The sequence below is a fragment of the Psychroflexus salis genome, assembly GCF_014640175.1.
Taxonomy (GTDB): domain Bacteria; phylum Bacteroidota; class Bacteroidia; order Flavobacteriales; family Flavobacteriaceae; genus Psychroflexus; species Psychroflexus salis.
This window is the reverse complement of record NZ_BMGL01000006.1, coordinates 117414-142619: the sequence shown is the minus strand read 5'-3', so window position 1 is coordinate 142619 and position 25206 is coordinate 117414. Positions and strand designations below refer to the sequence as shown.

Annotated in this window: 24 protein-coding genes; 16 read left to right on the top strand and 8 right to left on the bottom strand. The window is 33.0% G+C overall.

Features of this window, described 5'->3' with window-relative positions:
• Position 1: 1 nt before the first annotated feature.
• From IEV63_RS06285 to dnaA, 4 genes are all read right to left on the bottom strand, one after another.
• The gene (locus tag IEV63_RS06285; RefSeq protein WP_229737196.1) at positions 2-2377 is read right to left on the bottom strand and encodes a TonB-dependent receptor; all 2376 of its coding nucleotides are present in this window, start codon (positions 2375-2377) and stop codon (positions 2-4) included.
• 65 nt (positions 2378-2442) lie between these two features.
• Positions 2443-3171 (bottom strand): SAM-dependent methyltransferase, encoded by a 729-nt coding sequence (locus tag IEV63_RS06280; RefSeq protein WP_188405938.1) that lies wholly within the window; start codon positions 3169-3171, stop codon positions 2443-2445.
• Complete coding sequence (locus IEV63_RS06275) at positions 3158-3631, bottom strand: low molecular weight protein-tyrosine-phosphatase (RefSeq protein ID WP_188405937.1); 474 nt, start codon at positions 3629-3631, stop codon at positions 3158-3160. Before IEV63_RS06275 ends, IEV63_RS06280 begins: the two co-directional genes overlap by 14 nt.
• A 5-nt stretch (positions 3632-3636) precedes the next feature.
• Positions 3637-5067 (bottom strand): chromosomal replication initiator protein DnaA, encoded by a 1431-nt coding sequence (gene dnaA, locus IEV63_RS06270; protein ID WP_188405936.1) that lies wholly within the window; start codon positions 5065-5067, stop codon positions 3637-3639.
• Positions 5068-5231: 164 nt separating this feature from the next.
• Here dnaA and IEV63_RS06265 point away from each other — a divergent pair, with 164 nt between their 5' ends.
• From IEV63_RS06265 to IEV63_RS06245, 5 genes are all read left to right on the top strand, one after another.
• Entirely contained in the window at positions 5232-5636 is a 405-nt protein-coding gene (locus IEV63_RS06265) for an acyl-CoA thioesterase (protein WP_188405935.1), read from the top strand.
• Positions 5637-5695: 59 nt separating this feature from the next.
• Positions 5696-6532: an alpha/beta fold hydrolase gene (locus tag IEV63_RS06260; RefSeq protein ID WP_188405934.1), complete on the top strand. Its 837-nt coding sequence runs from the start codon at positions 5696-5698 to the stop codon at positions 6530-6532.
• 128 nt (positions 6533-6660) lie between these two features.
• A complete protein-coding gene (locus IEV63_RS06255) occupies positions 6661-7230 on the top strand; it encodes an RNA polymerase sigma factor (protein ID WP_188405933.1) in 570 nt (189 codons plus the stop codon).
• Positions 7214-7948, top strand: coding sequence for a hypothetical protein (locus IEV63_RS06250; RefSeq protein WP_188405932.1), 735 nt, complete (start codon positions 7214-7216; stop codon positions 7946-7948). The genes IEV63_RS06255 and IEV63_RS06250 overlap by 17 nt, the downstream gene beginning before the upstream one ends.
• Before the next feature lie 78 nt (positions 7949-8026).
• Positions 8027-9355 carry a coiled-coil domain-containing protein gene (locus IEV63_RS06245; RefSeq protein WP_188405931.1) on the top strand — a complete coding sequence of 443 codons (1329 nt, stop codon included), beginning with the start codon at positions 8027-8029 and terminating at the stop codon, positions 9353-9355.
• Between the two features lie 80 nt (positions 9356-9435).
• Here the strand turns inward: IEV63_RS06245 and IEV63_RS06240 are convergent, their stop codons facing one another.
• A complete protein-coding gene (locus tag IEV63_RS06240; protein WP_188405930.1) occupies positions 9436-10173 on the bottom strand; it encodes a hypothetical protein in 738 nt (245 codons plus the stop codon).
• Between the two features lie 362 nt (positions 10174-10535).
• Between IEV63_RS06240 and IEV63_RS06235 the strand changes: the two genes are divergently transcribed.
• The 3 genes from IEV63_RS06235 (at position 10536) to IEV63_RS06225 (ending at position 13580) form a co-directional block, all read left to right on the top strand.
• Positions 10536-10862: a DUF6122 family protein gene (locus tag IEV63_RS06235; protein WP_188405929.1), complete on the top strand. Its 327-nt coding sequence runs from the start codon at positions 10536-10538 to the stop codon at positions 10860-10862.
• A 238-nt stretch (positions 10863-11100) separates the two neighbouring features.
• Entirely contained in the window at positions 11101-12405 is a 1305-nt protein-coding gene (gene rimO / locus IEV63_RS06230; RefSeq protein WP_188405928.1) for a 30S ribosomal protein S12 methylthiotransferase RimO, read from the top strand.
• A gap of 290 nt (positions 12406-12695) precedes the next feature.
• Complete coding sequence (locus IEV63_RS06225) at positions 12696-13580, top strand: T9SS type A sorting domain-containing protein (protein WP_188405927.1); 885 nt, start codon at positions 12696-12698, stop codon at positions 13578-13580.
• 268 nt (positions 13581-13848) lie between these two features.
• Here IEV63_RS06225 and pruA read toward each other — a convergent pair whose 3' ends face one another.
• Together pruA and IEV63_RS06215 are read right to left on the bottom strand one after the other, a co-directional pair.
• On the bottom strand, positions 13849-15477 hold the full coding sequence (gene pruA, locus IEV63_RS06220; protein ID WP_188405926.1) for an L-glutamate gamma-semialdehyde dehydrogenase: 1629 nt from the start codon (positions 15475-15477) through the stop codon (positions 13849-13851).
• Between the two features lie 113 nt (positions 15478-15590).
• Positions 15591-16844 carry a type IX secretion system plug protein gene (locus IEV63_RS06215; protein ID WP_188405925.1) on the bottom strand — a complete coding sequence of 418 codons (1254 nt, stop codon included), beginning with the start codon at positions 16842-16844 and terminating at the stop codon, positions 15591-15593.
• A gap of 143 nt (positions 16845-16987) precedes the next feature.
• On the opposite strand from IEV63_RS06215, the gene IEV63_RS06210 reads away from it, so the two are divergent.
• The 8 genes from IEV63_RS06210 to IEV63_RS06175 all read left to right on the top strand — a co-directional run bounded on the left by IEV63_RS06210 (position 16988) and on the right by IEV63_RS06175 (position 24359).
• Complete coding sequence (locus IEV63_RS06210; protein WP_188405924.1) at positions 16988-18331, top strand: Na(+)-translocating NADH-quinone reductase subunit A; 1344 nt, start codon at positions 16988-16990, stop codon at positions 18329-18331.
• 18 nt (positions 18332-18349) lie between these two features.
• Positions 18350-19522: an NADH:ubiquinone reductase (Na(+)-transporting) subunit B gene (locus IEV63_RS06205; RefSeq protein WP_188405923.1), complete on the top strand. Its 1173-nt coding sequence runs from the start codon at positions 18350-18352 to the stop codon at positions 19520-19522.
• Positions 19523-19525: 3 nt separating this feature from the next.
• Complete coding sequence (nqrC, locus tag IEV63_RS06200; RefSeq protein WP_188405922.1) at positions 19526-20248, top strand: NADH:ubiquinone reductase (Na(+)-transporting) subunit C; 723 nt, start codon at positions 19526-19528, stop codon at positions 20246-20248.
• Between the two features lie 2 nt (positions 20249-20250).
• Positions 20251-20979, top strand: a complete 729-nt coding sequence (locus IEV63_RS06195) for an NADH:ubiquinone reductase (Na(+)-transporting) subunit D (protein WP_188405921.1) — start codon at positions 20251-20253, stop codon at positions 20977-20979.
• 20 nt (positions 20980-20999) lie between these two features.
• The gene (gene nqrE, locus IEV63_RS06190) at positions 21000-21614 is read left to right on the top strand and encodes an NADH:ubiquinone reductase (Na(+)-transporting) subunit E (protein ID WP_188405920.1); all 615 of its coding nucleotides are present in this window, start codon (positions 21000-21002) and stop codon (positions 21612-21614) included.
• An 11-nt stretch (positions 21615-21625) separates the two neighbouring features.
• Entirely contained in the window at positions 21626-22921 is a 1296-nt protein-coding gene (gene nqrF / locus IEV63_RS06185; protein WP_188405919.1) for an NADH:ubiquinone reductase (Na(+)-transporting) subunit F, read from the top strand.
• A 68-nt stretch (positions 22922-22989) separates the two neighbouring features.
• Positions 22990-23349 (top strand): DUF8840 domain-containing protein, encoded by a 360-nt coding sequence (locus tag IEV63_RS06180; protein WP_188405918.1) that lies wholly within the window; start codon positions 22990-22992, stop codon positions 23347-23349.
• Positions 23349-24359 carry an FAD:protein FMN transferase gene (locus tag IEV63_RS06175; RefSeq protein WP_188405917.1) on the top strand — a complete coding sequence of 337 codons (1011 nt, stop codon included), beginning with the start codon at positions 23349-23351 and terminating at the stop codon, positions 24357-24359. The genes IEV63_RS06180 and IEV63_RS06175 overlap by 1 nt, the downstream gene beginning before the upstream one ends.
• Here IEV63_RS06175 and IEV63_RS06170 read toward each other — a convergent pair.
• On the bottom strand, positions 24352-25122 hold the full coding sequence (locus IEV63_RS06170; RefSeq protein WP_188405916.1) for a class I SAM-dependent methyltransferase: 771 nt from the start codon (positions 25120-25122) through the stop codon (positions 24352-24354). The genes IEV63_RS06175 and IEV63_RS06170 overlap by 8 nt on opposite strands.
• Positions 25123-25206: the final 84 nt, after the last annotated feature.

The following is a 25206-nucleotide window of genomic DNA, read 5'->3' as shown; positions in this document are numbered from 1 at the left end:
CTTAAAATTTTATATTATAAGAAACTGATGGTACTGCCCCAAAAATTGAAAGTCGAACAGCTTCGTTTGCTCCTGTTTCTTGATTTTGCCTAAAGTTAATTGCTGCAGCATTCATTCGATTATACACATTGTAAATACCAAAAGACCAAGAAGTTTTCCAATCTCGATTTTCATTTTTAGATGGAATTAAGGTAGCTGAAATATCTAATCTATGAAAAGTAGGCAATCTGTTTAAATTCCTTCCTTCATATACGGGAATTGTTAAATCTTGGAATTGGTATTGACCCACTGGAAAATTAACAGGTAATCCGGTTTGTACGACAAAACTTGCGTTAAAGGACCATTTTTTATTGAATTGATAATTGGCAACTATACTTAAATCGTGTGTTTTATCGAAATTATTTAAATACCACTCGCCATTGTTAATTCCTGGTTCACTTGGAGTTCTTCCGGGTGTGCGTTGTTCGGTTCTGGATAGGGTGTAAGCAATCCAGCCTGTTAATTTACCCGTATTCTTTTTCAATAAAAATTCCCATCCATAAGCTCTACCTTCACCATTAAGTAAAACCCGCTCAATATTATTATTGGCAATTAAATTGGCGCCATTTATAAAATCGAAACTGTTTTGGACTTTTTTATAGTAAACTTCTGTTTCGAGCGAGTACGCTTCTTCTTTAAAATTTTGAAAATACCCAATGGCTAATTGGTCTGCTTTCTGTGGCTGCAAATATGGACCACTTGGTGCCCAAATGTCGAAGGGTGTTGGGGCAGAAGTGTTGGATATTAAATGCAGGTTTTGAACCATTCTATGGTATCCTAATTTAAAAGATTGATTGTTGTTTAAACTGTAAGCTACCGAAAAGCGCGGTTCTAAATTATGATAACTTTTTATGCTATTACTTTTAGAAATGTTTTCTCGAGCAGTAATTGGGGCTTCTTCATAAATACCAATAGAGGTGTTATAAAACACGGGTTCGTTATTTTCGTAAGAAGCAAAACCTTTTTGACCAAGTCGATAAAAACTACTTAATCGAAGCCCATATTCTAACTGAATATCTTTTGTTAAATTGTGTTCTGCTCCAAGATAAAAAGCATTTTCGATTGCAAATTTTTTGTCTAATACACGTAAATTTACACCAGAATTAGGATTATTAGGTTTTATTACCCCCGGATTAAATTCATGATAAAATGAATCGATTCCATATTTTAAGGTAAATTGGTTGTTGATTTGCTGATTTACATCGTATTTTAAATTGAAATTATTCAAACCTGTTTCAAAAACAAATTCAGCTGTATTAATTTCTAAATCGTAGATATAATCGTTTACTATAAAATGTAAGTTACTAAAAGTACTTTCGTTAAATACATGATTCCATCGAGTGGAAATAAAACTACTTCCATAGGTGTTAATAAAGTTATCGCTGATATCGAAAACATCTCTACCGTAGTAAGCAGAAGTAGAAATGATATTATTTTTGTTCAACTTGAAATTAAATTTAGCATTTACATCGTAAAAATAAGCTGAATTGGGATTGTCTGCTAACTTAAGAAACAAGTGGGCGTAAGAGCTTCTACCGCTTATTAAAAAACTACTTTTATCTTTTTGTATCGGACCTTCCAGCAGTAATTTACTCGATACTACACCTATATTGGCTTCTCCTTTAAACTTTTGAGTATTACCACGGCGTTGTTCAATATCAAGAACAGATGCAACTCTTCCACCAAAATTTGCAGGGATACCACCTTTGAATAAGCTTACATTTTTAATAGCATCTGGATTAAAAACTGAAAATAAACCAAATAAATGCGAAGAATTGAAAATGGTAGCTTCGTCTACTAGAACTAAATTTTGTCCTGCGCTTCCACCACGAACGTTAAAGCCTGAAGCGCCTTCGCCAGTATTCGATATGCCAGGTAATTGTATTAAAGAACGAATAACGTCTGCTTCACCTAGCACAACCGGAATTTGTTTAATGGTTTTGCTGGTGAGTTTGCTAACGCTCATGCTTGCACTTCGAATTTCTGTTTTTTCAATATTTTCTTGTACCAAAACTTCATCTAGTTGTTCTTCGCTTGGAACTAAATAAATATCAAAATTGGTGTCTTTAGAGATTTCAAGTGTTTTTATTTGGTTTTCGAAACCCAAATAAGAAAATTCAATTTCGTAAACTCCTTTAGGAAGTTGAATTTCGAATTTACCATTAAAATTAGTAACGCCAGCAAATTTGGTGTTTTTAACAATAAGGTTTGCTCCTAAGATTGGCTCTTTGTTTTCGTTATTAAAAACTTTTCCCGTTAAGGAAAAATCTTGTGCATTAACAAAACCGAAGGATAACCAAAAAATAAGCAATACGTAACTAAATTTCTTGATATTCAATTTTTGCGCAAATATAAATTAGTCTATTACAATGCGATAAGTTTAAAAACTAATTTAATGCTAAATTATTGTTGTATAATAAAGATACAAGGTTTTTTGTGAAGGTCTAACTTAGTTTTTTTCCAATCTGCACTTTTTTTGGTTTGAATGTATTCGCTAGCAAGAGTAAGTTCGCAAGCAATGCATAAATTGGTTTCTGGATATAATGTTTTTAATAGAAGCTCTAAAAGCTGTTCATTTCTGTATGGAGTTTCAATAAAAATTTGAGCTTGTTGTTCCTTTATAGAGCGTTTTTCGAGTTGTTTAATTTTGCTTTTACATTCGGATTTGTCGATTGGTAAATAGCCATTAAACGCAAAATTTTGTCCATTCATTCCACTTGCCATCAGGGCTAATAGTATAGAAGATGGCCCAACTAAAGGAATAACTTTTATTAAGTTTTCATGAGCCAATTTAACAATTTGAGAACCGGGGTCTGCCACACCAGGGCAACCAGCATCGGAAACCAAACCAATGTCTTTTCCTTCTTTACAAGGCTCTAAAAAACTCGGAATTTCTAAGGGTTGAGTAAATTTATTCAGCGAAAAAAAATGCAAATCTGATTGAGACTTACCAGGCACAATTTTTTTGATAAAGGCTCTGGTAACTTTTTCATTTTCAGCTATAAAAATGTTAATGTCATTTATTTTTTTTCGAATAGATAGGGGTAAAACTTCTAATGGTGGTTGCTCACCTAAAAGCGATGGAATTAAAAATAATCTACCTTTTTGAAATTCTTGATTATGCGTCGCCATTGTTTTGAAGTTGGTTAGCTATTTCTTTGCAAGCTTCGTTTAACATAGAAAAAACATTTTTAAATCCATTTTGGCCACCATAATAAGGATCAGGTACTTCTGCATCTGTTTTAGGGTGGATTGTATTCAAAATTAAGCTTACTTTTTTTCGATGTTCTTCGGTTTTAGCAAGCGAAACTACATTGCTGTAATTTTGTTGATCCATAACATAAATTAAATCAAATTCATCAAAATCATTTTTATTAAAAGGTCTTGAACGCTGATTACTAATATCTATTTGATTTTGTTGTGCAACTTTTATAGAGCGTGAGTCGGGTAATTCACCTGCATGAGTAGCAGAAGTTCCAGCTGAATCTACTTCGAAATTATCTGTATTCAATTTACTTTTTAAAATTCCTTCCGCTAAAGGTGAGCGGCAAATATTTCCTAAGCAAACCATCAATACTTTTGTCTGATTCATTGAATTTAGTATTTCAACTTAGAACTCAAATCTTCTACGTATTTTTTGAATTCTTTGTCTGTACTTTGTAAATTGTCTACGGTTTTGCAAGCATGTAAGACTGTAGCATGATCTCTACTACCAATTTGTTTACCTATGCTGGCTAAAGAAGATTTAGTCATTTTTTTAGCAAAATACATGGCGATTTGTCGAGCTTGTACAATATGGCGCTTGCGAGTTTTAGATTGAAGAGTTTCAATATCCATATTAAAATAACTGCTCACTACTTTCTGAATTTGATCTATAGAAACATCTTTTTTGGTTTTGCGCACAAAATTGGAAACTATACGTTGAGCTAGGTTAAGGTCAACTTCAGTTTTACTAAAAGAAGAATGAGCGATTAATGAAATAATTGCACCCTCTAATTCACGTATATTTGTTTTTATGCTTCGTGCCACAAAATCGATAATTTCTTCGGGCATTTCTACACCATCTCTGTAGAGCTTGCTTTCAATTATTTTTCTACGTGTATAATAATCAGGAACTTGCAATTCAGCAGAAAGCCCCCATTTAAAACGAGATAACAAGCGTTGTTCAATTTCTTGCATATCAACTGGTGCCTTGTCGCTAGTTAAAATAACTTGCTTACCATTTTGGTGTAAATGATTGAAAATATGAAAAAATGCTTCTTGTGTTTTCATTTTTCCTGACAAAAGTTGAATATCATCTACAATTAACACATCAATTAGCTGATAAAAATGAATAAAGTCGTTTAAATTTTTTCGCTTTATAGCCGAATCAATATATTGTTGGGTGAACTTTTCTGCTGAAATATACAATACTGTTTTATCGGGATATTTTTCTTTAATATCGACTCCTATAGCGTGGGCTAAGTGTGTTTTTCCTAAACCACTTCCACCAAAAACGAGTAATGGGTTAAAGGATGTACCACCTGGTTTATTAGCAATAGCTTTTCCAGCCGAACGCGCTAATCTATTCGATTCACCTTCTAAGAAATTATCGAAGTTGTAATTAGCATTAAGCTGCGAATCGATTTTTAAGTTTTTAATTCCAGGGATTACAAAAGGATTTTTTAATTCCGGATTCTTAGAAGATAACTTTACGTTAACATCTTGTGAGGAAACTCTGCCGCGATGTGAACTTGGTATTTTTTCTGTAAAAGATTGTGAGCTACCCGCTTTATTTTCCATCTTTATGATGTACAATAATTTAGCGCCCTTACCAATTTCTTTGGTTAAAGCAACTTTTAATAAATTAAAATAATGCTCTTCTAACCATTCGTAAAAGAATTTAGAAGGCACTTGAATACTTAAAGAATTTTCTTGTAATTTTACGGCTATTACTGGCTCGAACCAAGTTTTATAGGCTTGCGGAGAAATGTTGTCTTCAATGAATTTGAGACAATTGTTCCATACCGTTTCCGCAGTTTTAGACATAAATTTAAGTACTATTATAATTAATTACAGAAAGCAAGTTGCTTTTTTTGCGATGACAAATATGTGAACAAATTGTGTAATAAAAAATTTATTTGCTATTGAATTTCTAGTTTTTTTTGTGCATACTACAAAAAAATTGTTTACATCAATTTAACATTTTAAAAATGACGAAATTAACTAAAACTAAAATAGAAGTCCGCTATGCAGAAACCGACCAAATGGGAGTGGTTCATCATGGCATTTATCCTCAATATTTAGAACTTGGTAGGTTAGATTGGCTCAATCAGTTTGGTTTACACTACCAAAAAATGGAAGAACAAGGTGTTATGCTTCCAGTTTATAACTTACAAATCTCTTATTTGGCATCTGCTAAATTTGGCGATACACTAAAAGTTGAAACACTGTTGAAAGAAAAACCGAATGTGCGAATTATTTTTACCTATAAAATTTACAATTTAGAAACTAAACAGTTATTAGTAGAAGCAACAACAACCTTGGTTTTTGTTGATAGTAAAACAAGAAAGCCTATGCGTTGTCCTTCTTTTTTACTTTCAAAATTTGGGTATTAATTATATCCTATGCCACGATTATTTTTTATTTTTAAACAGAATTAAAAATTAGCTTTTATATGAATTATTTAAAAACGACAAGCATTGAAAAAGGCTCATCAGTTCAATTGGCTTATAATGATTATGGCAATGGACAACCCATTATTTTAATTCATGGTTGGCCGCTTAATTTTGCCATGTGGGAACAACAAATTGCTCATCTTGTAGATGCTGGTTTTCGCGCTATTACTTACGATAGACGTGGTTTTGGTGAGAGTTCTAAGCCATGGAATGGTTATACTTATAACGATTTAGCAATAGATTTAAACGATTTAATTGAAGGCTTAGAATTGAATAATATTATTCTTGCTGGTTTCTCTATGGGTGGTGGAGAAGTTGCTCGCTATATTGGAAAATATGGTACTAAACGCCTTTCAAAAGCCATTTTAATTTCTTCTGTAGTTCCATTTATGATGAAGACTGAAGATAATCCAGATGCGTTTGATGCTTCTGTTTTTGATGGTATGAAAGAAGGTATTTCTAAAGACCGAGCAGGATTTTTTGAAGAATTTGGTAAAAACTTTGTCAATTTAACTAAAAATGAAGAAAGGGTAAGTCAAGCCCAAGTAAACTACAATTGGTATGTGGCTTGTTCGGCTTCAAAAAAAGCTACTTTAGATTGTGTTGATGCTTTTGGGAAAACTGATTTTAGAGCAGATTGTGAGAAATTTGACATTCCTACCTTAGTAGTGCATGGCGATGATGATGAAATTGTACCTATTGATGTATCTGGAAAAAAAGCTGCTGGAATTATTAAAGATGCAAAATTTGAAATTATTAAGGATGCTCCACACGGCTTAACCTTTACGCATTATAAAGAATTGAATAAAATTTTAATCGACTTTATTCAGAATTAAATATTGTAAATCAATTAATTATACAAAAACCTGACGATCTTTGGTCAGGTTTTTTTATGAAAAACATACAATCCAGGCAACCATTTTAAAAACTTTTCCGTCTATGTAATAGAAGCCTATCAGAAAAAATGAAAATAATAGACTTACATCAGCAACAGAAAAGCTTAATTGAAGCTTGCTTAAAAAACGATAGGCGAGCACAATTTCAATTATATAAATGCTTTTCACCAAAAATGTTAGGACTATGCCGCATGTACGTTAAAGATTTGCATTTTGCAGAAGATGTAATGTCTAAAGGCTTTTTAAAAGCATTTGCACAATTAAATAAATTCAAATTTGAAGGAAGTTTTGAAGGTTGGCTACGAAAAATAATGCTAAGGGAAAGCATTGATTTTTTACGCAGCCAGAAAAAAGTAGAATTCCCGATAGACGATTTTAGATTGCACGAAGCTTTAAATCAGCCAGAAGTTGAAATGAATTTAGACAAAATTGAAAAAGCACAAGAAATTATAGACGAATTACCTTCGGGTTATAAACTCATTTTTGTGCTATACGAAATTGAAAGCTACAAACATAAAGAGATTGCTCAGCTTTTATCTATTTCTGAAAACACTTCTAAATCGCAATTGTTTAAAGCTAGAAAATGGGTGGCAAATGCAGTAACTACAAAATTAAAACAAAATGAAAAAGCAAGATAATTGGAAAAGTCAACTGCGAAATAGCAGCATACAACCTTCTGACGAAGCTTGGTTAGCAGTTGAAGCTGGTTTAGAAAAAAAGAGTCAATTTCAACTTAAAAAGAAGTTCATTATTAGTTTAGTTGCCGCGAGTTTAATAGGATTTGTTGTTTTTATTAGTTTTCCAGATTTTTCAACACCATCTGAGGTGGAGTCGAACTTAGTTGAAGAAAATAAACTAGATAAACAAGATGTGATTTATCCAAGTGAATTTACTATTCAACCCGTAATTATTGAAAGTCAAGTTTCATTGAAAAATGAAGAATCTAAACAAAAAAATAACATCCTTGCAGTAGAAAAATCAGTTCATAAAACAAATTTTGCAATACAAAAGCCCATAGCTTCAGCTGAAAAAATTGGCTTAATAAACAAAAATGAAGATGCTTTCATTCAAGATAAGGCGCATCAACTATTAGCAGAAGTAGAAGCAGAGTTAGATTCCACTTCCAATACAAACAAAAAACTTAGGCCTGCAGAAGAAGCAGAAGTTTTACTAGCAGAAGCCCAATTACTTATTAAAAATACAACTTATAACGAGCTGTATCAATTTGCTAAAGCCAGCGATTTATTGGCAGATGTAGAGCATGATATTTCAGAACAAAAGCTTCAAAACAAAGTGTGGCAATTTGTGAAAAATAATGTACAAAATTTAGAATCTGCCTTAGCAAGCTTAAAATAAATTTCAATAATTATTTCACCTAAATAATAGATGCAAGCATCTACAAACTAAACGATGTCTAATTTTAAAACTAACAAGATGAAAACCAAATTACTTATTGTCTCCTTTTTTATGATACTTTTTTCATTGAAATGCGCAACAGCTTATGCGCAATTAACAGAAAATATACAGTTTAATGAAACGGAGAAAGCAGATTACGAAGCGCTATTACAACGCATTGAAGATTATGAAAAAGAAGCCTTGAAACAAAAAATTAAACAAGTAAATGAACAACTTGAAGCTAACGAATTAACAAAAGAAGAAGCAAAAGTATTAAAGTTAGAAGCTTCTGAACTGGCTGCAAAAAACATAAACGATTTAAATAAAATTGTAGATTCGTACACGCTTTACATGAAGCGAAACAATTATCCTTTAGATTTTTCGGAGATTGATTTTGAAGAACTAGAAATAGACTTGCCTACGCAGGATCTTGAAAGTTTGTTTAATGTTTTAGAAGTTTTAGGCAATGTGTTTGAAGATTTTCAACTCAGTGACCACGAAGAGTATGCAACTTTAAAAGCGAAGCGAAACGAAGTAATAACCAAAAGAGAAGAGTTATTAAAAGCTCGAGAAGAATTGAAAGCCATCCGCCAACAGCAATTTGAAGATCGAAAAGAAGAAATTGTTAATGCGCCAACTCCACCATCTCCGCCTTTGCCAGCAACACCAGATGCTCCAACGCAACCTGAAAACTTAGCAACAAATAATGTGAAGAAAATAAAAGGTTCGCGTAGCTCAGATGCTTTAGTTTTAGCGGTTGGTTTCAATAACAGCATTTCTGACGGAAATTCTTTAAGCAATTCTGGAATCCGTTTTGGTGGCAGCAGAACTTTTGAAATTGGTTATGCCCGTGAAACTCGTATTTTTAAAAATGTAGGTGCCTTAAGTGTTAAATATGGATTTTCTTTTCAATTTAATGGTTTAAAACCCGAAGGGAACAATGTTTTTGCTATAGATGGTGACCAAACCACTATTGAAGAATTCGATTTTAATTTACGAAAAAACAAGTTTAGAATGGATAATTTAATTTTTCCATTGCATTTGCAAATAGGTAGCAATGGCATAAAAACCAATAGCAAGGGAAATCGATTTTATGCAGACCACGATTTTAAAGTAGGTTTGGGTGGTTTTTTAGGTATTAACTTATTAAACACCAATAAACTTAAGTACACTAACGACTCGGGTCAGCGCGTAAAAGAACGTATTAGAGACGATTTTAATACTACTAATTTATTATATGGTTTAAGCGCTTATGTTGGCTGGAACGACTTTTCTTTTTATGCACAATATAATTTAAACCCCATGTTTACCGACAACCTAGTGGATGCCCACAACATTCAATTTGGAATACGATTTGATTTAGATTAGCCAATAAATTAAATAAACTAAAAAAAACGCCCGTAGATGGCGTTTTTTTGTTTGCATTTAATTATTGAATTCAAAATACATTAAAGTGATTTTGATTTTTTGGTTATTTTTTTTAAACGTTTGTCTAAGTCTTTCATTAATTCATCTAGTGCGCTCTCACACATAGGAGTTATTTTTTTAGGATCTAGTACTGGAATACCCTTTACCATTACAGTTGTTTTCTTTGAATTTTCAGCTTCATTAATTACCCATACTTTTTTCCCTGTTTTATCGTAAAGTGCTATACGCACAAAAGCTCTCATTTTTACAGTGGCATTTGATCCGATACCGAAACCTTTTACTAAACCAAAATAAATATTTGTAAAAAGCACTCCATCTGCTTCATTACTAAATAGTTTAGCCATTCCTTCTTCATTATATTTTCCAATAATTCCTTCGTAAATGTATTTATATCCATCGTAATTAATAATTCCATTAACGCTAGTATCTGTGTCAGGGAACTTAGGCTGAAAATCTATATAAGCTTGATTGTTTATTACATTTTCTTCAGCTAATAACTGGAATGGGAAGTTTTTGGAATATTTATCGAAAAATGCTGTATGATATTTTTCTAAAACAGGGCTTAGGTTGAAATTTGGGTCGTTTTGTAAATCGAATATTTTATCTGCCAAAATCTTAAGGTCGTTAAGTTCCAAATCAGAAACTCCAATTACTTTATTCGTTGAAAAGGAAACAACTGCTACCTTTTTGTCTTGTGCTTGAAATTGAAAAGAAGCCAAAACAATAAAGATCAATACTAATTTTTTAAAATTCTTCATTTTTATTTTTTATTTGTTTTTTTAAGAGTTATAACAGGCTCTTTTCTGTGTAAAATAATTTAACATGAAACTTTCATTTTCAGTTAATTTTATAATCTGCAAAACTACATCAACTATTCGGTATATTTTTACTTTAAGTTTTAAAAAAGTTTGCATACAAGGCTTACCTAATTTGTATTTATGTTTATTTTTACTTTAACTATTATTAATTATTTAATTGAAACGGGAGTTGCCTTTCATAAAATTTCTACTCTGACATCTATTTTTAGTAAGATGATTTTTACATTAATTAAATATGAAAGCAGTTTTTAAAATGTAGAAGTACATGATCAATTTTTATTACATTTTTTTTAGAATTTAACATGTTTCAACCAATAATACATTACTTTTTACATTTTGCTGCTATTGCTATAATTGCCTATTTATACTGGCCATCAAATTGGAAAAAAGCTTATTTAATTTTATTGGCCACGATGTTGGTAGATGTAGATCATCTCTGGGCAAATCCTATTTTTGATCCTGACCGATGCAGTATTGGTTTCCATACTTTTCATTCTTATCCAGCAATTGTGGTTTATCTTTTGGGAGCTGTATTTGTTAAGCAGAAAATTCTGCGTTTGATTTTTATCGGTTTACTTTTTCATATGTTTACCGATGGGGTGGATTGCTTACTAACAGCTTATGGGTAGTTGAAATCTGCGTTAAGGATAGAACAGAAAGCCCGCAAAGTAAAAGGATTTAGTTGTTGTGTATAAAAATAGCGACTTCACGAAGCTATATTTATACCATAAAACTTGCCTTTTACTGCGTACTTGAAGAGATAGCCTGACCTTACTTTTTTGATGTAAGGGAACGCCCTAATAATCAAGTATTAATTAAGAATTTAATTGAAGTTTAGATTGTATCTTTGCCAACCAAAATTTTGCTATGCGTACAAAGTCTTTAAAGAAAAATAAAATTAATGTAGTAACTTTAGGTTGCAGTAAAAACATTTACGACTCTGAAGTCTTGATGGGTCAACTGAAAGCTAACAACAAAGAAGTTGTACACGAGCAAGAAGGTAATATTGTGGTGGTGAATACCTGCGGTTTTATTGATAATGCAAAGGAAGAATCTGTAAATACCATTTTAGATTTTGTACAACAAAAAGAAGATGGCTTGGTCGATAAAGTTTTTGTAACAGGTTGTTTGTCTGAACGCTACAAGCCAGACTTACAAAAAGAAATTCCTACGGTAGACCAATATTTTGGCACTACCGAATTACCTGCTTTATTGAAAGCTTTGGGAGCCGATTACAAACATGAATTGATTGGCGAACGTTTAACTACCACACCTAAAAATTATGCGTACTTAAAAATTGCAGAGGGTTGCGACCGTCCATGTTCGTTTTGTGCAATTCCCTTAATGCGCGGCGGACATAAGTCTAAACCCATTGAAGAATTAGTAGAAGAGACTAAAAAATTAGCTGCTAATGGTGTAAAAGAACTCATCTTAATTGCGCAAGATTTAACCTACTATGGTCTCGATTTATACAAAAAAAGAAATCTAGCTGAGTTGCTTCAAAACTTGGTAAAAGTAGAAGGTATTGAATGGATTAGATTGCATTATGCTTTTCCAACTGGTTTTCCAGAAGATGTGTTAGATGTAATTCGCGAAGAACCTAAAGTCTGTAATTATATCGACATCCCGTTACAGCATATTTCGGATAAGTTATTGAAATCGATGCGACGGGGAACCAACCACAAAAAAACAACCGATTTACTTTATAAATTTAGAGAGAAAGTTCCTGGAATGGCCATTAGAACTACTTTAATTGTTGGTTATCCTGGGGAAACAGAAGAAGATTTTCAGGAATTAAAAGCTTGGGTGCAAGAAATGCGATTTGAGCGTTTGGGTTGTTTTACCTATTCGCATGAAGAAAATACACATGCATACAACTTAGAAGACGATGTGCCTGAAGATGTAAAAATGCAACGCGCCAACGAAATTATGGAAATTCAATCGCAGATTTCATGGGAACAAAATCAAGAAAAAATAGGGAAGGAGTTTACCTGTGTGTTCGATAGAAAAGAAGGTAACTATTTTGTAGGAAGAACCGAATTTGACTCTCCCGATGTAGATAATGAAGTTTTAGTTGATGCTACCCAACACTACATTAAAACTGGTGATTTTACCAAAGTAAGAATAACCGATGCAGCCGATTTTGATTTGTACGCGGAGCCAGTAGTTTAGTAGTTGCAATAATTCCAGTTATAAATTCATGAAAACCCTGCAAGGATTTTTATCCTTGCAGGGTTTTGAATGTTGTAAATTAAAATCTAAGAAGATTAATATTTATGATCTGTTGAAAGTTAACAAAAGATTGTGTGCTATTAAAATCTTAAGGTTTGAGTTTAAATTTAAAACATCTTTATTTAATGCTGAATAGTGTATCTTATTAACATAAATATTACAAATATCTATAATAAGTGCGTTTAATTTAAAAATATGTTTATTTTTGAATCGAACTTAAATAATTTACCATGAAAAAAACTACTTTTTTAATTGCTTCATTCCTATTTACAATGGGTATGTATGCACAACAAACTTTGTCTCACTCTGTGAGTCAAGATTCTGATACTGGTACGGTTGCTTGTGCATCTAACCCTGATCAACAGCCTAACACAGGAGACGAAGGTATATCGGATAATGTTTTTTATCGAACTTACACACCTTCAGATTTTGGATTTAGTGGAGATTTTGATGCAATGGGAATCGCATTTGTTGCTGAATTTACTGATGTTGCTGGATCTAACCCTACTGTTACCAATACCGTAAGATTATTTACATCTGATCAAGCTTTTCCAGCTGGAACATTAACTGAAGTTGCATCAAAAACCTTTGATGTATCTGCTGCTGATGATGGTGTATTGTTTGAAGTAATGTTTGATTCGCCTGTTGTAGTTGATGCTTCAACCGAATTAATTGTAGCAGTTGATATTGTTGCTAACCCAGGACCTCCAAACAATTACGATTTTAGAATTGGGGCTAACGATGCAGGGCAAGATTCGCCAAGTTATTTAACTTCTACAGCTTGTGGTTTAACAAGCCCTGGTACTTTTGCTGCAATAAACTTTCCAGACAACCACTTGATTCTTAATTTAATTGGAGAGACAACACTTAATACAGATAATTTTGCACTTTCACAAATTTCTGTTTACCCTAATCCGGTGAAAGAATCATTAAACATTGATTTGCCTTTGTCTCTTGAATTAAAAAGCGTTGGTTTATTTGATTTATTAGGAAGAAAAACAGATGCTAATTTTATCGATGGTAAAATTAATGTAACATCTTTAAATAGTGGTATTTACTTGTTGAAAATTGAAACAACAGGTGGTTTGAGAACTCAAAAAATTATTATTGATTAAAAAAACCAGTTTTCAATAAATTAAAAAGCTACTTCAGTTTAAAGGGGTAGCTTTTTTTATTTAAACTAAAAACACCATAAAAAAACATATTTTATATATTACATAACTTATTAGACCTTTACAAATGATTCTTTTTTATCTAAATGAAGAATACTATTAAGTTTTATATGGGTTTTTAAGACTAATAGAGTTTTTGAATATTAACAATAAAAAAGCCTGACTAAAATTTAATCTAGTTAGGCTTTTTAAGATTTATTTTGAGATTAGACTACTCTCCCATAAACGGGTATCGATAATCGGTTGCAGGGACAAAAGTTTCTTTAATTAAGCGTTGAGAAACCCAACGTAATAAATTCAACTTCGATCCAGCTTTATCGTTTGTACCACTATTTCTAGCGCCACCGAAAGGTTGTCTACCTACAACTGCACCTGTACATTTATCGTTAATGTAGAAGTTACCTGCTGCATTTTCTAAAATTTTAGTAGCTAGCGTTGCAGCATAACGATCTGTAGAAATAATAGAACCCGTTAAGGCATATTCACTTGTTTCATCTACTAAATGCAAGGTTTCTTCGTACTTTTCGTCTTCATATACGTAAATCGTCAACACAGGACCGAATAATTCAGTTTCCATGGTTTCGTATTTTGGATTGGTGGTTACAATAACCGTTGGTTCAACAAACCATCCTTTAGATTTATCGTAGTTACCACCTACAATAATTTCAGCATCATCTGCAGCTTTAGCCTGGTCGATGTATTTAGCTAGTTTATTAAAGGATCCTTCGTGAATAACGGCAGTAATAAAATTACGCATATCTTCAGGCGATCCCATTTTGAAAGATTGTACATCTTTAATTAAAAAATCTTTTACTTTAGGCCATAAACTTTTTGGAATATACGACCGTGAAGCAGCAGAACATTTTTGTCCTTGAAATTCGAAAGCACCGCGTCCTAGGGCAGTAGCTACCATTTTAGGATCAGCAGATTCGTGAGCAACTATAAAATCTTTACCGCCTGTTTCTCCAACAATACGCGGGTAAGTCTTGTAATTATTAATGTTTTTTCCAATTTTAGACCAAATTCCCTTAAATACAGAAGTACTACCAGTATAGTGAACACCTGCAAAATCTGGATGAGCTAAAATAGTATCGGTAATCATTTCTGGGTCACCTACAATCATGTTAATAACGCCATCGGGTACACCAGCTTCTTTAAATACATCCATAACTACTTGCGCAGAATACATTTGGCTGTCACTTGGTTTCCAAACCGCAACATTACCCATCATAGCAGCACTTGTTGGTAAATTTCCAGCTATGGCAGTAAAATTAAATGGAGTAATGGCATAAATGAATCCTTCAAGTGGTCGATGTTCAACTCTATTCCAAGCGCTAGCATCAGATTCGGGTTGGTCGTCGTAAATTTGAGACATATATTCTACGTTGAAACGTAAGAAGTCTGCTAACTCACAAGCTGCGTCAATTTCAGCTTGATAAATATTTTTAGATTGCCCTATCATGGTCGCTGCATTTAGTTTGTAGCGATAAGGCCCAGCAACTAATTCGGCTGCTTTCAGAAATACAGCAGCACGTTGCTCCCAAGGTAAATCTGCCCAAGCTTTTCTTGCTGCTAATGCAGTTTCAATTGCTTCATCTACATGTTTTTTTTCTGCAGTATGGTATTTTCCAACCACATGATGATGGTCGTGTGGTGGGCGAATCTCTTTTGTATTCCCAGATTTTATTTCTTTACCATTAATATATAATGGTATTTCAATTTGCTGTTCCCACATTTCGCGGTAAGTGTTTAAAACTGCGTCGCGTTCTGTAGTTCCTGGTGCATATGATTTAACGGGTTCGTTAACTGCTGGCGGTACGTGAAAAAATCCTTTTCCCATATTTTATACTGTTTTTTTGAATTCACTTCAAATATAAATAATTTAACAAGATTATAAAGCTTAGTATGATAAGGTTTATTTAAGGAGTGTTAAGCTTTTGAAAACATTTATATTTAATTGATTATATTTCTTGAATTAGCGCTACCAACACCAATTAATCGGTCAAAACGAGCTCCAATATCTCTATAATAAATAAGTATGGTGTATTCATTTTCTGTTATATCGTGATTTCCGCTTACATATCCAGTGTCAAATTCTCCATCTGGACTTAAATACACATACTTAAAGTTATAAAAGCCTTGTTTTAGCAAAAGTTTGGTTTCGTATAACCCTGAAGCTTCATTAAATACAAGATGCGTATTATCATCTAAAATATAATTATTAAATCTTCCATACAGATGAAATTCACCACCTTGTGTTCGTTTTGTATCATTCAAACGAAAGTGAATCCAAGCATATTCTGCTTCTCTTCTTGGGTCAGCACCTTGTTGGGTGTTTATTTTAAATCCACCATTTATATCTGGGTTAAATCTATATTTTTGTTGATCTCTAGGCTGATGTGGTCTCAGATAGGTGTTATATAGCTTATTGCCAAGTTCAATTCGATCAATTCCTTGTGATGCTAATCGGATATCAGAATTATCAAAAAATCGGTATTCATTTCCTCCCCAAAATGAAGCTTCTTGATCGTAGCGGTAAATTAAATTATTACCAGAAGTGTACTGTGGTTTTAATCCATAAATAGCTTCATTTAAATCGTTATTTTGAATAATTGTAGCATTAATGGTTTGATTGGGATTTCTAAAAATTAAATTTTCGCTTTCAACAATAAAGTAAACCACTTGTTTTTCTCGAACAAACTCTAAATCTCTAGATCGTCTTATTTCTGTAGGTACTTTGGCTAAATTTTCATAAACAATAAATTTTCGGGAGAAAATAACATCACCATTATAATTTAAAATCTTCAACATATAGTTTCCGCTTTCTTTTATAGCACGAATATTCTCATTAGGAATTTGTAATTCGTAATGAGAATAGGATTGTAAGGTGTTAAATGAGTTCGTGTAATCAAAAATGCGCTGATTATCAAAGCCTTCTAAATATTCATTTTTAGATAATTTCGAAGGTGTCCAGTCGTAATTAAAATGCTCGATTATATAATAATAATCTTCTTCGGCAGCCCGAATATCGTCAAAACTTAAGGTAAAACCTGAACCAAGTTTAATAATGGGTGTGCCATTAAATTCATTTTCACTACTTAATAGCTGAATAGTCTTTATATAATGTGGTGGGATAACTTCAAAATTTTGTCCGAACAAACAAAATGAACATGCAAAAAGTATAAGAAAAATGCTTGATTTAACCATGTGAAAGTAATTTCTGTAAATGTAAAAAAATTAAATTAGTATTATTTAGAATCATTAAAAATAGCAAGACTTAAATATTTGTTTAAGTTGAAAATGAATATTAAATTGTTATTTTTGCAACGCTTAACAAAAAGTGATAATAAATGTCTATAGACGTTAAAGTTAAACGCGGATTAAAGCTTAATCTTAAAGGAGAAGCTGAAAAAATATTAGTAGACGCGCCAGTATCGAAAACCATTGCCGTCCAACCTCCCAACTTTCATTCAATTGTACCAAAGATGGTAGTAAAAGAAGGTGCTAAACTGAAAGCTGGAGACGAATTGTTTTTTTCTAAATATTCAGAAAAAACCAGATTTGTTTCTCCTGTAAGTGGAACACTTAAAGAGATTGTTCGTGGAGATAAAAGAAGAATATTGCAATTGGTTATTTCCCCAGATGAAAAACAAGAGTTCAAAGAATTCGAAAAAATGGATCCTTTACAAGCTGATGCAGAAAAAGTAAAAGAGCAAGTTTTTTCATCAGGTCTTGGAGCTTTTATTATGCAGCGTCCATACGATGTAATAGCTAACGCAGAAGATACGCCGAAAGCTATTTTTGTTTCTGCTGTAGATACGGCGCCCCTGTCTGCTTCACAGGAATTTATTTTGAAAAACAAAATAAATTTCTTTCAAACAGGTTTAAATGTACTTACTAAATTAACATCAGGAAAGGTGTATTTAGGGGTTGATAAAGAATCGACAGGAGAAATACGCCATGTAGAAAATGTTGAAGTTGTAAATGTTCAAGGTCCGCATCCAGCTGGAAATGTTGGGGTTATTGTGCAAAAAATAAACCCTATAAATCTAGGTGAGCGTGTTTGGACAGTGCGTCCAGAAGACGTGACCATAATAGGCGAGCTTTTCGAAACCGGAAAGTTTAATGCAGAACGTATTATTGCTGTTGTTGGAAATGCTGCTAAAGAAACCAAATACTTTAAAACTAAAATTGGTGCAGAAGTAAAATCAATTTTAGCAGAAGAGCCAGAAAACACAAGAATTATTTCTGGTAATGTTTTAACCGGCCAAAAAATAGACTATAACGGGTATATTAATTTTCTTCCAAATGAATTGACTTTAATACCAGAAGGGAATTCATATAGAATGTTTGGATGGTTGCCTTTTAAAGATAATCATATCCATTCTATGTCTAAAACATCACTTTCTTGGTTGTTTTCAAAAAGAAAGTACGATGTAAATACCAACCTTAACGGAGAAGAAAGAGCGCTAGTTGTTACAGGAGAAATGGAAGAAGTAATGCCAATGGATATTTATCCTATGCAATTATTAAAAGCTTGTATGGCTGGCGATATTGAAAAAATGGAAAGCCTTGGTATATATGAAGTTATTCCTGAAGATTTTGCGTTGATAGATTATACAAATACGTCTAAAATTGAAGCACAGGATATTATTAGACAAGGTTTAGATTTAATGATAACAGAAGTTGGTTAAAAAAAGAAAAGAAAGACTATGAATTGGATTAGAAAAAGACTTGATGAAATTAAAGAACCTTTTCAGCCAGGTAATAAATTTGAAAAATTTGCTCCAGCTGTAAATGCTCTAGATACATTTTTATTTGTACCTAATCATACTACCAAAAAGGGAGCGCATATACGTGATGCGGTAGATTTAAAAAGAACAATGATTACAGTTGTTTTGGCTTTAGTTCCTGCACTTATTTTTGGAATGTGGAATACAGGTTATCAATATTATTCACAAACAGGTGAAGAATTTGGCTTTATGGATGCTTTTATTCATGGTGCTTGGAAAATTGTACCGATGATTGTGGTTTCTTATGGTGTAGGTTTAGCGCTTGAATTTGCCTTTGCCATTATGCGTGGTCACGAAGTAAATGAAGGTTATTTGGTAACGGGATTATTAATTCCGATGATTATGCCAGTAGATATTCCTTTATGGATGGTAGCCTTATCGGTTATTTTCGCAGTACTTATTGGTAAAGAAGCTTTTGGTGGAACAGGGATGAATATTTTAAATCCTGCTTTAACCGCAAGAGCATTCGCATTCTTTGCATATCCAACATATATGTCTGGTAACGAAGTCTGGGTTTCAGAAGCTGCAAACGTTGATGGTGTTTCGGGTGAAACTATCTTAGGTACGCTAGCAGCAGGAAAAGAAGTGATGTACGAAAGTGCTTCGATGTTTACTGGCATGATTCCAGGATCTATATCGGAAACTTCAACTTTATGCATTTTAGCGGGAGCCTTATTGATTGTACTTACCAAAGTAGCAGATTGGAGAATTATTGTTGGTGGTTTTGTAGGAGCGGCTGCCATGGGGTTATTGTTAAATGCCTTACCATCTATGGGTGTTGAAGGCAACGCTTTAACTAATTTCGCATGGTATAATCATTTAATTGTAGGTGGCTTTGCTTTTGGTGTTGTTTTTATGGCAACTGATCCAGTAAGTGCAGCGCAAACCATGAAAGGAAAATGGATTTATGGAATTTTAATAGGATTAACAGCGATTTTAATACGCACACTTAATCCAGCATATCCAGAAGGTATCATGCTTTCCATACTTTTAATGAATGTATTTGCTCCAACTATCGATCATTATGTGGTTGAAGCCAATGTAAAAAGAAGAAAAAAACGAATGCAAACGCAAACGGTAAAAACAGCCTAAAATATGGATAAGAACAGTAATAAATATACATTTTTCTTCGCAATAGCGATGGTTATTGTTGTTGCGGCTGCATTAAGTTTTGCAGCTACATCTTTACAGCCTATGCAAGCTGAAAATGTTCGAAAAGAAAAAATGCAAAATATTCTTTCCACTATTGGAATTAATGTTGAGCGAGATGCAGCAGAAGAACTTTACAATAAATACATTACAGAACAACTTACATTAAACCACCAAGGTGAACAAATGCAAGATGTTGATGCATTTACGGTAAATTTAGCCAGAGAGTTAAAAAAACCAGTTGAAGAGCAAGCCTACCCATTGTATGTTGCAGACTACGAAAATGAAAAATATTATATAGTTCCACTACGTGGTAAAGGACTCTGGGATGCTATTTGGGGTTATGTTGCCCTAAAAGAAGATGTAAATACCATTAAAGGGGTAGTTTTTGATCACAAAGGAGAAACTGCTGGGTTAGGAGCTGAAATCACTACCGATTGGTTTAAGGAAAGATTTGAAAACGAAGAAGTATTTAATGATCAAGGAGAACTAGTTGGGGTTATTGTAGAAAAAGGTTACTCTGATAATGTTAAAGGTGATAATAAAGTGAGTTCTATTTCTGGAGCTACTATTACTGGAGATGGCGTTACTGATATGATGCAGGAACGTTTGAAAAGATACTTGCCTTATTTTGAAACAAAAAAGAAATCTAAACTTGCAACTCGATAATTATGAAAGAAGCAAACAGTAAGAACACTGAGAAAAAATACTCAGAAGAAGAGAAAAAGAAAGAATTGATTTTATTCCTTTCTAGTTCAGAAGAGAAAGAAGGCTTTCTTTCAAAAGCGAATAGAAAATTACTATCCGATCCTTTGAATGATAACAATCCTATTACAGTACAAGTATTAGGTATTTGTTCTGCATTAGCAATTACCGTGCAATTAAAACCTGCTATTGTAATGTCACTTGCAGTAATGTTTGTAATGGCGTTAAGTAATGTAATTATTTCTATTTTAAGAAACTCTATACCGAGCAGAATTAGAATTATTGTTCAATTAGTAGTTGTAGCTGCAATGGTAATTTTAGTTGACCAAATTCTGAAAGCTTATGCTTACGATGTAAGTAAACAACTTTCTATATTTATAGGATTGATTATTACCAATTGTATTATTATGGGTCGTTTAGAAGCTTTTGCTTTGGGTAACGGTGTTTATAAATCCTTTTTAGATGGAATTGGAAATGCAGCTGGTTACGGTCTAATTCTAATTATTGTAGCCTTCTTTAGAGAATTATTTGGCTCTGGAAAATTATTCGGAATACCTGTAATTCCTGAAGCATTTTATGAAGCAGGATACGTTGATAATGGATTCTTCTTGCTTTCTCCTATGGCACTTATTGTGGTTGGAATCGTAATTTGGATCCAAAGAAGTAGAAACAGACAATTAATCGAAGAAAACTAAATCGTCAAAATGTTTATTATATGGATTTAATTAATTTATTTACAAAAAGTATTTTCATCGAGAACATGGTATTTGCTTACTTTTTGGGCATGTGTTCTTATTTGGCGGTTTCCAAAACAGTTAAAACTGCAGTTGGACTTGGTGCTGCTGTAATTTTCGTACTATTTATTACCGTACCCGTAAACTATTTAATCGATAATTATTTGCTTCAGCCGGGTGCACTTACTTGGTTAGGTAGCGAATTTGCTACGGTTGATTTAAGCTTTTTATCTTTTATCATGTTTATTGCAGTAATCGCATCGATGGTACAATTAGTAGAAATGACAGTTGAAAAATTTGCACCTGCTTTATATAGTTCTTTGGGTATATTTTTACCCCTTATTGCAGTAAACTGTGCTATTTTAGGTGGGTCGTTATTTATGCAACAAAAAGATTTTATAGGTATTCATGAAGCTGCTGTCTATGGCTTAGGTAGTGGTATTGGATTTTTCTTGGCTATTTTGGCTATATCTGCTATACGCGAAAAAATTGCTTATTCAAATGTGCCTGCACCCCTTAAAGGTTTAGGTATTACATTTATAATTACCGGATTGATGGCGATTGGATTTATGAGTTTTATGGGAATTGATTTATAAAAATAAAAAATATGGATTATACAGTTATATTATCTAGTATTGTTGTTTTCTTAACCCTAGTTTTATTATTAGTGGTTATACTACTAACAGCAAAATCTAAATTATCACCTTCAGGACCAGTTACAATCAATGTAAATGGTGAAAAAGACATGGAAGTTGGCTCAGGCTCAACTCTGTTATCTACCTTAGGCGATAATAAGTTGTTTTTACCATCAGCTTGTGGTGGTGGAGGTACTTGCGTTCAATGTAAGTGCATCGTTAAAGATGGTGGTGGTGCAATTTTGCCCACCGAAAAACCACACTTTACTAGAAAAGAAATTGCTGAAGGTTGGCGTTTAGGCTGCCAAGTGAAAGTAAAGCAAGATATGAAAATTGAAATTCCAGAAGAGATTTTTGGAATTAAAAAGTGGGATGCTACCGTAGTTTCAAACTATAATGTTGCTTCTTTTATTAAGGAATTTGTTGTTGAAATTCCAGAAGATATGGATTATAAAGCTGGTGGATATATTCAAATTGAAGTTCCTAAGTGTACGGTAAATTTCAAGGATATGGACATCACTGCTCATCCTGAAGAGCACCCAGACCAAAAAGATAAATTCCAGAAAGAATGGGATAACTTTGGTCTTTGGCCTTTAACCATGAAGAATGATGAAGTGGTAGAACGCGCTTATTCTATGGCTTCTTACCCTGCAGAAGGAAGAAGAATTATGCTAAATGTTCGTATTGCCACACCACCTTGGGATCGTGAAAAAAATGCGTGGATGGATGTTAACCCTGGTGTTGCATCTTCTTATATTTTCAATTTGAAAGAAGGTGATAAATGTGTGATTTCGGGGCCTTATGGCGAATTCTTCATCAATGAATCTGAATCTGAAATGTTGTATGTTGGTGGTGGAGCAGGAATGGCGCCTATGCGTTCGCATTTATACCATTTGTTCAGAACACTGAAAACAGGTAGAAAAGTTACGTATTGGTATGGTGGTCGTTCTAAAAGGGAATTATTTTATATAGACCACTTTAAAGCTTTAGAAAGAGACTTTCCTAATTTCAAATTTTACATGGCATTATCTGAGCCTTTAGAAGAAGACAATTGGAAAGAGAAAAAAAGTATTGACGATGAAGGTGATGGATTTGTTGGTTTTATTCACCAATGTGTAATCGATAATTACCTAAACCATCATGAAGAACCCGAAGAAATCGAATTGTATTTCTGTGGCCCACCTTTAATGAATCAAGCTGTTCAAAAAATGGGAGAAGATTTTGGAATCCCAGACGAAAATATTCGTTTCGACGATTTTGGTGGATAAAAGTAAAATCATTTATAAAATCAACCCAAGCTTTTTATTAGCTTGGGTTTTTTATTTTATTTTGTAATATGGCTATATTAGATGAACAACAATTACATAACCTTGCAATGAACATTGTGGGTAAAGATTTAGAAAAACAAGGCTACGAGTTCTTAGGAGTAAACTCTAAATTGAAGAAAAATCCACAGTTTGTGGCTTTAAAAGATAAAAAGCTTCACTTTGTAATTGTAAGAGCAGTACGTTATCCTAACGACCCAAATTTGTATAATGAAGAATTATTAACAAAGATGAAAAACCATGCAGATAAATTTAACGCTAAAACATTCTATGCTGGCGTTGGCTTAGCCAATCAATCTAATTATGATTTACCAGTTAATTCAGACGAAGATTATGTTGTGCAATATCCTGGATTAAAACCTATATCTTAATGAAAACTTTTTATTTACTCATTACTTCATTAGTTCTTCTGTCTTGCTCAACAGAAAAAAAATCTTCCCTACAAGTTTATTCAGGACAAGCCTTGGGAACTACATTTCAACTTCAATTTTTTCATCCAAATGAATTGGAATTAAGTTCAGCAATCGACTCTACTTTTTCTGTACTTAATCAATCTTTAAGCACTTACATTTCAAATTCTGATATTTCAAAAATTAATTCGGGTGATACAACTGTAACAGTAGACCAACAGTTAGTTGATAATTTTATGGCTTCAAAACAAATTTATAAAGCTACACAAGGCTTCTTCGATCCAACGGTTGGTCTTATGGTAAATGCCTATGGTTTTGGTCCAGAAACTTACAATCTACAAATGAATTCGAGAACTATAGATTCCCTTATGACTTATGTAGGTTTTGATAAAGTTTTTCTTACTGCTGAAAATAAATTAAAAAAAGCACACTTAGAAACCTATCTCGATTTTAATTCTATTGCCAAAGGATATGCGGTAGACCGATTAGCTGTTTTATTAAACCAGTTTGGTGTGCAACATTATTTAGTTGAAGTTGGAGGAGAGCTGGTAGCTAAAGGCAAACAAATTGAAAACCAAGAAGTATGGAAAATCGGTATTGATAACCCTGAAGCAACTTCTGTATCAGACCGTGAACTGCTTCAATACATAGTTAAATTAGAAAACCGAGCCATGGCAACTTCTGGTAATTACCGTAAATTTAAAACAGATGCCGATGGCAATAAATTTGTGCATACGATTAATCCAAAAACAGGTAGGAGTGAAGCTTCTGATGTGCTAAGTGCAAGTGTTTTTGCTGAAGATTGTATGACGGCTGATGCTTACGCAACTGCTTTTATGGCGATGGGTTTTGAAAAAACCATGATGCTGTTACCCGATTTAGAAAACATAGAAGTAATACTTATTTATTCAAAAGGAGAAGAAGTGAAAACCTATATTTCCGAAGGCTTAAATAAATATGTTATCAAATAGGTTTAAAGCAAACCGGAATTAGTTCACCTTTGGGAAGTCTGTACTTTTCAATTTCCTGTTCAGAAAGTTGATCGGTGTAATCGACTTCTTCAACTATAAAGCCTATTTTTCTTAATTTCTCAAAATAATCTCGACCATAAATCCGAACGTGATCGTATTGCCCAAAAATTCGTGCTCTTTCTTTTGGGTCGATAATGCTGTCATCTTCAAAAGTTGAAGCTCTGTTTAAATCCTGAGGAATTTGTAAAATCGCCATTCCTTTAGGTTTTAAAATGCGATACAATTCTTTCATCGCTTTTTCATCATCTGGAATGTGTTCTAAAACATGATTGCATAAAATGCAATCAAAGCTATTTTCTTCAAAAGGTAAATCGCAAATATCTGCTTTTACATCGGCTAAAGGTGAGTTCAAATCAGTAGTTACATAATCTAGGTGGTTCATCTTTTTAAAACGCTTGTAAAATGCTTGTTCTGGAGCAAAATGCAATATTTTTTGTGTTTTTTTAAAAAAATCAGTTTCATTTTTTAACCATAACCATAGCAAACGATGTCGCTCTAATGAAAGTGTAGATGGTGAAAGCACATTTTCTCTTTGATTTTCATAACCGTAAGGTAAAAAACTTCTAAATTTTTTGTCGTCAATTGGATCTTGGTATTTGTTTCCCTTGTAATACAGAATTAAAAATGGACGAATCCAGTAACTTAACCTAATTAAAAAAGGTCTGGGAACGATGTTCAGAATAAATTTGAAGATTCGCTTCAAGCTGAAAAATTTCTGTAAAAATACAACTTATGACTTTAGGATTTGGGATTTCCGATTTCCGATTTGAATTTACCAATCCCCAAT